This window comes from Porcibacter vitabionis (genome assembly GCF_046263795.1).
Classification (GTDB): Bacteria; Bacillota; Clostridia; order Lachnospirales; family Lachnospiraceae; genus Lachnocurva.
Genome location: NZ_JBJYZD010000015.1, coordinates 42251 through 49749, shown reverse-complemented (window position 1 = coordinate 49749; position 7499 = coordinate 42251). Strand labels below are relative to the sequence as shown.

Genomic DNA, 7499 nt, shown 5'->3' with positions numbered 1-7499 from the left:
CTTCGAACTTCTGCTTACAGAACTTCCCAATCATGCCGAAGATGAGGATCCATCTTATCTGGATGATCTTCTTCCCTGGTCCAAACGAATTCAGAAGTATTGTCTGAGCCAGATCAATAGGCAAAAAAAATCTTAAATTTTCAAAGTACAGATCTATTCTCAAGAAGCCCTGATTCTATCAGGGTTTTCTTTGATTAAGTACTCATGTTTGAGGACTTACATACATATCATACTCCTAAGTAGAATAGTTGTATTTACGACTAAATATTGTATAGCAAAAAATCCGCACAATTGCAAGCAAAAGTGCGGATTTATCCAGTGTTTTCAAGGCTTTTGGGCCGTTGTATTGCGCGCAGTTTTTCTCTAGTTGCACGCTTTATTGGAAGTCAACAAAAGAACAGATACCGCTACCAGGCAAACAGGGCCTATATCATAGGACGTAGAAAAATGTTTATTGCCAGGTTCCTTGCAAGTACCTGTAGACTTTCCCTATTGGACAATATATTTGAAGGTGCGTGTGCTAACCGATCGCAGATTCAACCCGGCAGACGCGATCCCCGAAAAAAGAAAGCAGACGCCCGCGACCGGAAGCACTTTAATAATCGACCGCGCACCTTCACAACTGATACTATCAAATAGTTCAAGCTGTCTCAACTCTTGACAGCTTATTCATCATGTCTAAAAAATAGCATTTGCCTAGCTCCGGCTGTCATTTCCTTCAAAAAAAATAGGAGCAGCTGAAATTATCAAACTTTCAAGTACTCTCGGTTGACGCTAGGTATACCACGTTGGTGCCTGTCACCAACGTGTGGCTCATCTTAGAGAATCACAGCATTGGGATCGTCGAAAACATTAACAGCTGATTCGAATGACAGATCATGCTTAAGAATATTGATCCGGTTCTTATAGTTGTCTCAAGCGAAGGTCATAATGTTCACTCACTTAATAATTTTTCATTAAGTTTTATTGAACCCTCATTTAAAAAAGAAACATAATCAAAATAGTCTATGTATCTTATGGTAGAATAGCGAGATACATATGATGTTAAATCTCTAACACAACAAACTCCATTTTGATTTAAACCAGTCCCAGGAATAAAGCAAGCAGATTGAAATTCTGGCATAGGCTTATGAACAAATATCACCTTATTTTTATAAGGTAAAGAATCAAACGTTTTAATATCGTCATAAGAGCATCCGTCTCTTTCGCACATCATAACATAAAGATTATCAAAATTAATTCTTTTTGTTCTTTCGTCCCATTTTGTCTTAAACTCTTGAAAATCTAAATAGTGAACAGCATTAATTACAATATCTTCACAGCCGATTATTGGATATGGAGATTTATCGTCTTTAATATTAAAAAAATTACCATAAAGATATTTATTCGGATTCTGTAAAAACTTCAAATAGTCTTTAGCAGAAAAAAACAAATTAATAGTAGGGGATTCAAATTGTAGACCTAATGCATGATATATTACCCCCCCCACACAATTAGAAGAGAATATACTCGGATTACTATTTATAAGCATATTCCTCATATTTTTATCGTGTTTTTTTCTTAATGTCCATCTAACATTAGATTTAAAATAATCAAACTTATTCATAAATGCTACCTCCTTTGAGAAGAAATTCTGTCTTTAATTATGATGCTTATTTGATCAATCGATAGCCTCATTACTTTTCTGTTAAAAAAGAGCCAAATTAGTAAAAAAATACCGGTTAACACAAGTGTAATAATATAGTTTCCCTTTATAGCTACTAGTGAAACAAAAAGGCAAAGGACAAAGAAAAGGAGTGATTTAGTCAAAGAAAGGCTCTTATGTATCAATTGAACTACGTCTATGTATCGATAGATTGATACAATAAGCCACGAAATAAAAGTAGCTATAACAGCTCCTTGTATCCCATACTTAGGAATAAGAGTAAAATTAAGGACAATATTAGAAACAGCACCAATCAACGTTGTTATAGTAATTCTCATATTTTTTTTGTGAGCAACATAAACTCCGCCAAAAAAATTTACTATTGACATTAAACCAGTGCCAAAAACTAAAAAAGGCACATAAATCCATGATGAATAATAACTTTTGCTAACATATACCTTCATAAAAGGTTGAATAAAGCCAATAATAACTAAGCTAGCAAATCCGACAAAAAACAAGAATGCTGAATAAATGTTTGAGTAAAATGAAGTTCCCTCTTCATTTTCATATTCATCAATAGCAGATAAAGTCCAAGCTTGCATAAAGATGCTACTTAAAGTAGTCAAAACTGTAGGGATCTTTGTAGCGACAGAATATAGACCAACAGCAGAATTATCCATATAGAAGTTGATCATGAACTTATCAGATGCTGTTATAATCCATCCAGATAAGGCGTTAACGATCATTGGCAATGAGTATATTACAAGTTTCTTAACAAGTCTGACATCAAAAGAGGCTGATCGAATATCCCTAATAACATTCCCAGCATAAAGTAAATATATAATACTAATTACATAAGCCAGAATGTAACTTAAAAAGTAACCATCTATTCCAAGTTTAAAAAGACTCAATAATAAGATATTAAAAGCACAAAAAGCGAAACTATATATCATACTATTAAGTGCATATTGACGATTCTGGTCTTTTATTTTAAGGTTAACCGAAAGAACATCTTGAAGAGTTCTGAAATTCATTATTAAAACAAAATAAGGTATCCATCCCTTCAAAGAGTCAAATTGATAATAAATAGGAATACATAATATGGAAATAACACATCCAACTGCCGCAATAATTATAGAATCTAAAAGAACATCTTGTTTTTTTATTTTTTTATCCAGGCCAAATCGAAGCATCCCATCTGTAATAGAAATTGAAAAAATGGGACTTACTATATAAATCGCATTTAAAACAAGTTCCGTTGTGCCAAATTGAGCAGTAGTAAGGCAATAAGTATATAAAGGCACCAAAAAGAACTGTATTATTTTTGATCCAATATTTCCAATAAAAAAGATTATTGTATTATCAAAAAGTTTTTTCCCTTTTAATTCCATTTTGTATCAATCTACCAAATATTCTTTTTCTCTTTTTTTATACGCGTTAATCAATTTGTCACTCACTTGAGCACCATAACCAAAATGCGCTACAGCACAGTTCTCTGATATTATCATGGCCTTAGAATTGCAAATGCAATAGCTATTTAAATCCGATTCATCAATTCCTAGCCCTACTCCTCCATGCGGAACAGAAAACATTCCCATATCTTTCCAAACATCTCTTTTAAAAAAAATAGCTCCTATGTTATATCGCACTGGACAAACAGAGTAATTAAAGGGATCAATATTTAATGTATTAGATAGAGTGTCAATATTTTGAAATTCCGGAATTGAGTTCATAAAGAATGGAACGTCTTTATTTGAAATAAAATCACAAGAGTTGTTATTGCCACCATATACAGCCTTTCCAAATCTTTTTTCGTAATCACTTAATTTATCAAACTTCTTTAAGAGTCGAATATAGCCATACCCATTTATCGGTGTAAGAGGAGAAACAAACCCAATATCGTAAAGTCCTTCTTTTTTTACTTTAGAATATGTTTCTCGCATATTTAAGAAGAATTCTTTAGTAATAAACATATCTTCATCAAGTTTATAAATATACTCAGCTCTATCAAAGATTTTTAAAGCGATATTCTGTGCAATACAAAGTTGATTCTTTTGTGTGCTAAGATACGACCAGTCATTTTCGTCACATATTTTGCTTAGTTCTTCTGAAAATAATCCCGAAGTAATAATACAAACATCTATATCATCAGGACAAAATTTTTTTATCCTTCCAAAAACAGCTTTCCATAAAAAGTTTCGATAACCTGATAAAACAATCAATGCGTATTTTTTGTTCTTTTTTCTATCGAAAAACTTGTATTTTGAATTCAATTTTCTTTTATTATCTATTCTATTAATTTCAGTCTTTATAAATTGTTTAGGCATACTCATTGAATTAATCTCCTTTTATCACAAGCGTTCTATTTATCCAATATACCAAAAAAGCAGGAAGGACTTGTAACCAAACTCCTTGAAGCATAACCGTCATATTTAAGCAATTTACTAAAGATAATGATGCCACAAGATAGACTTTGCAAAATGTTAACAACATATTTTTTTCAGTCTTTATTTTATTATTTTGTGTCAATGCAAAATAAACTATTCCTGCTTCAGGAATTATAAAGCCTATATTAAAAAAATTATATAATTGGCAAGATAATGGAAGTATCTGATCGACGGCTATACTTGACCCATAGTATATTCTATTAAAAATTATATGTGATGCATAATCTTGTAAATTAAGTATTCTATTTAAAAGTGGAAAATTGTTAAAGAAATCTGAAATAGACATAAGTAAAGGGGACGGCCCATTCTTATGAACAGACTTAACCATTTCTATTCCAACATGAATATTGGTCGGCCCAGCAAAATATGCATTCAAATTCTTATATGAGAATAATGAATTAACAGTTGAATTCATTTCCATATAGTCTTGATTTCCCAGTCTCGAGAACTTGATCATTGAACCAAAGAATACAGCAAAAATCAAAATAACTAAAAGTCCTATTAATAACACTTTCTTATATTTGGGGTGAAATCTAACTAAATATACATAAGCTAAAAGTCCTGTTATAAGCATAGACCATCTTGATACATTATCGCTGTTTATTGAGCTTCCATTTATATAGAAAATACTTATAGCAATTTGTAGAATGATTATTATCCATTCAGGAAGGCCAAGTCTTTGAAAATACAAAAAAGCTTTTATATATATAATTAGAAAAAACAAGTTTACTAAGAGAGCAATTAGGCCATTAGCAAACACCACACTAGCTTTATTTGTACTTAAGCTAAAATATAAAGATAATATTTCTCTATGTGTTATGACGTAGGCTCCGGTGACAATTAAAATAGCCGTAATAATTACGCCTCTTTGATTTGAACTTTTTATATTATCATCATTTATGTTAAAAGCTTCATACGCAACAGTCGTATTATCGGCACGGCTTTGATGTCTTACATCAAATAGAAAGATAGCAAAATATATTGCCATCATTTCTAAATATACAATCCAGTTATCATCAGGAAATGTATATACGCCATCTTTAAACGCCGCTAAAGCAACTATTATATACCTAAAAACACCGGACCCTCTAATAATTATCACAGGCCATGAATAAAATGTTTGTCTAGATAGAAAAGAACATAAGGCATTGAAAACAAGAAACAATAAGGCCGATCCAAAAGTGCCTGTTTGAAATGCCTTATCATTTATAATTGCCCAAATAATGGCAGCGAAACATATAAATAAATTGGCTGTTCTATAATAATCATTCTTATATATAGATAGTGTCACAATAGCACCTTTAGTCCTTGCCTAAGTGAGATAATTTATAAATTAATGCATCCCATTTGAGCTTAAAAAATGGGTAGTAGAACATCCTATCTTTTCCATAGTCTTCTACGCATCTTGTCGTTATCATCTTATTATTTTCAATAAATTTATTTGGAACAATCAAAAATTGTCTAACATCCTTTTTTTTAAATGGATTATTCATTTTTCTCTTTTGAAAATGAACATATCCAAGTTCTCTTTTGCTAAGTTCTCCTTCTTTTAGTGAAAATTCATACAATGAACCGTTTCTCCACTCAAATATAATGGGCACCTTTTTCTTATAATATTGTTTGTAATCTTGATCATAGCAGGAAAGTTGAAAGGCGTATCTCAACGGAGAAATATCGTCATACATCTTATCTACTCTATAAGACGAATATCCTAAAATTGTAAATATCTTCCTAATTCCGTACATGGGATTTTCATCAAAAGCCATGTTCTCGGCAACTCCCAATATTCTTTCAATAGGCTTACCACATTTTTCAGAATTCATAAAAACACTGTTGATATTATTTGAATTTTTATATAAAGTCATATGACCAAGAAACATTACTTTGTCAGATGTTAAGACATTATCCGTTAAAAATTTTCTAAGGTTTCCAAATATTGTATCTGAGATGTCACAATATCCCCAGTAATCTGAATCCTGTAAATAATCCTTAAAAACATACCCATATGTCGGTTTGAAATCACATAGTTTGTAAGGGGTATCTAAAGAAACCTTGAATTCAAATTTGCTTTGTATGTATTCTTTTAACCATTCAAACGAAACCTGAACCTTTTCAACATTAGTTGGGTAATCATATTCCGTTGTATCATCTGTGAATATAATCCATTTAATTGAAGGATTATACGCACAAGACTGTAACCATAAAGGAAATTGTGCTTCCGGTAATTTCCCAAAATACGGGCAAATAAAAGTAATTGATTTCATAAGTTCTCTATAATATTTTCAAGTTTATTTACTGCAACAGAACGCGACAAATGTTTTTGTGCGTACACCTTACCGGCGTTCCCATAACTATACATAACATCTGGATTTTCATACATGGTTTTCATCCATTCGGCCATTTCATCAGGATTCTTTACTATCACTCCACCAGGTAAATATCTAGTAATTCCAGCATCATACGAAATAAAAGCCTTACCTTCTGCCATTGCTTCGACTATTGAAACTGGAAATTTTTCGACTCTACTACTCATCATATAGAAGAGAGATTCCTCTACATAATCAGAAACCTCTGTTCTCGGAACACTAGTTAAGGCATATATTAGTTTTCCAATATCTCCACTATTGTTGATTGCTTCAATTACTTTTTCATAATATGCATTTTTAGTGCTTCCTATCATTACAAGTGATAAATCTGGAATATTTGCTTTCACAAATGCTCTTACCAAATCTATTTGATTTTTATTTGGATCATAATTTCCTACAAAAAGAGCATATTTCCCATATTTTTCTTTTAAAGAAGAATTATTATTCTGCTTAAAAAAAGCATCATCAGCTGCATTCTCAATGATATTTGTCTTTACACGATATCTTTTTATAAAATATTGATTAGCATAATCCATCGAATGAAGCTGTATGATCTTATCATACTCAGATATATATCTTCCCAATTTTGAATATAGGCTTCTCCAATTCAGCGAGCACCAAACTTTATGCATAAGTTGGATGCCATTTGACCAATCTGAGTTGTTAAATGTAAACTCAAACATGCCGTGCATATATAATATTTTTTTACAAGGCATTTTCCTCAAAAGAGGAAGTAATACATCTGTAGTAGCTGTCTGCATACACATATTTATCAAGCAATCACTGTTATTTGCTAAATCAATTATGTATTTTTGATAGCCGATAATGTCACCTTTATACTTACAATGCACTGTTGAAACATTCACACGATGGATTATAACACCATTATGTTCTTCGTCTAATGGTGCTCCTGGTATCACTGGAGTTACAACGGTTACATTATGTCCTTTTTGTACAAGTCCCTCCGCTAAGTACTCTGTTACAACCTGAACTCCATCTTTGTTCGGATAATACGTATGTGCTGTAATAACGATATTCATA

Annotated in this window: 6 protein-coding genes; all 6 read right to left on the bottom strand. The window is 31.8% G+C overall.

Translation table 11 applies throughout. From position 1 onward, the window contains the following. Positions 1-934: 934 nt before the first annotated feature. The 6 genes from ACKX2L_RS10450 to ACKX2L_RS10425 are packed head-to-tail and all read right to left on the bottom strand — an operon-like array spanning position 935 to position 7498. Complete coding sequence (locus ACKX2L_RS10450; protein ID WP_497553231.1) at positions 935-1606, bottom strand: DUF1919 domain-containing protein; 672 nt, start codon at positions 1604-1606, stop codon at positions 935-937. Positions 1607-1611: 5 nt separating this feature from the next. Beyond that, complete coding sequence (locus ACKX2L_RS10445) at positions 1612-3036, bottom strand: lipopolysaccharide biosynthesis protein (protein WP_497553230.1); 1425 nt, start codon at positions 3034-3036, stop codon at positions 1612-1614. A gap of 6 nt (positions 3037-3042) precedes the next feature. Continuing rightward, the gene (locus ACKX2L_RS10440; protein ID WP_497553229.1) at positions 3043-3978 is read right to left on the bottom strand and encodes a hypothetical protein; all 936 of its coding nucleotides are present in this window, start codon (positions 3976-3978) and stop codon (positions 3043-3045) included. Positions 3979-3982: 4 nt separating this feature from the next. Beyond that, a complete protein-coding gene (locus ACKX2L_RS10435) occupies positions 3983-5383 on the bottom strand; it encodes a hypothetical protein (RefSeq protein WP_497553228.1) in 1401 nt (466 codons plus the stop codon). A gap of 10 nt (positions 5384-5393) precedes the next feature. After that, on the bottom strand, positions 5394-6356 hold the full coding sequence (locus ACKX2L_RS10430) for a DUF6625 family protein (protein WP_497553227.1): 963 nt from the start codon (positions 6354-6356) through the stop codon (positions 5394-5396). Next, positions 6353-7498, bottom strand: a complete 1146-nt coding sequence (locus ACKX2L_RS10425; RefSeq protein ID WP_497553226.1) for a glycosyltransferase family 4 protein — start codon at positions 7496-7498, stop codon at positions 6353-6355. Before ACKX2L_RS10425 ends, ACKX2L_RS10430 begins: the two co-directional genes overlap by 4 nt. Position 7499 lies beyond the last annotated feature (1 nt).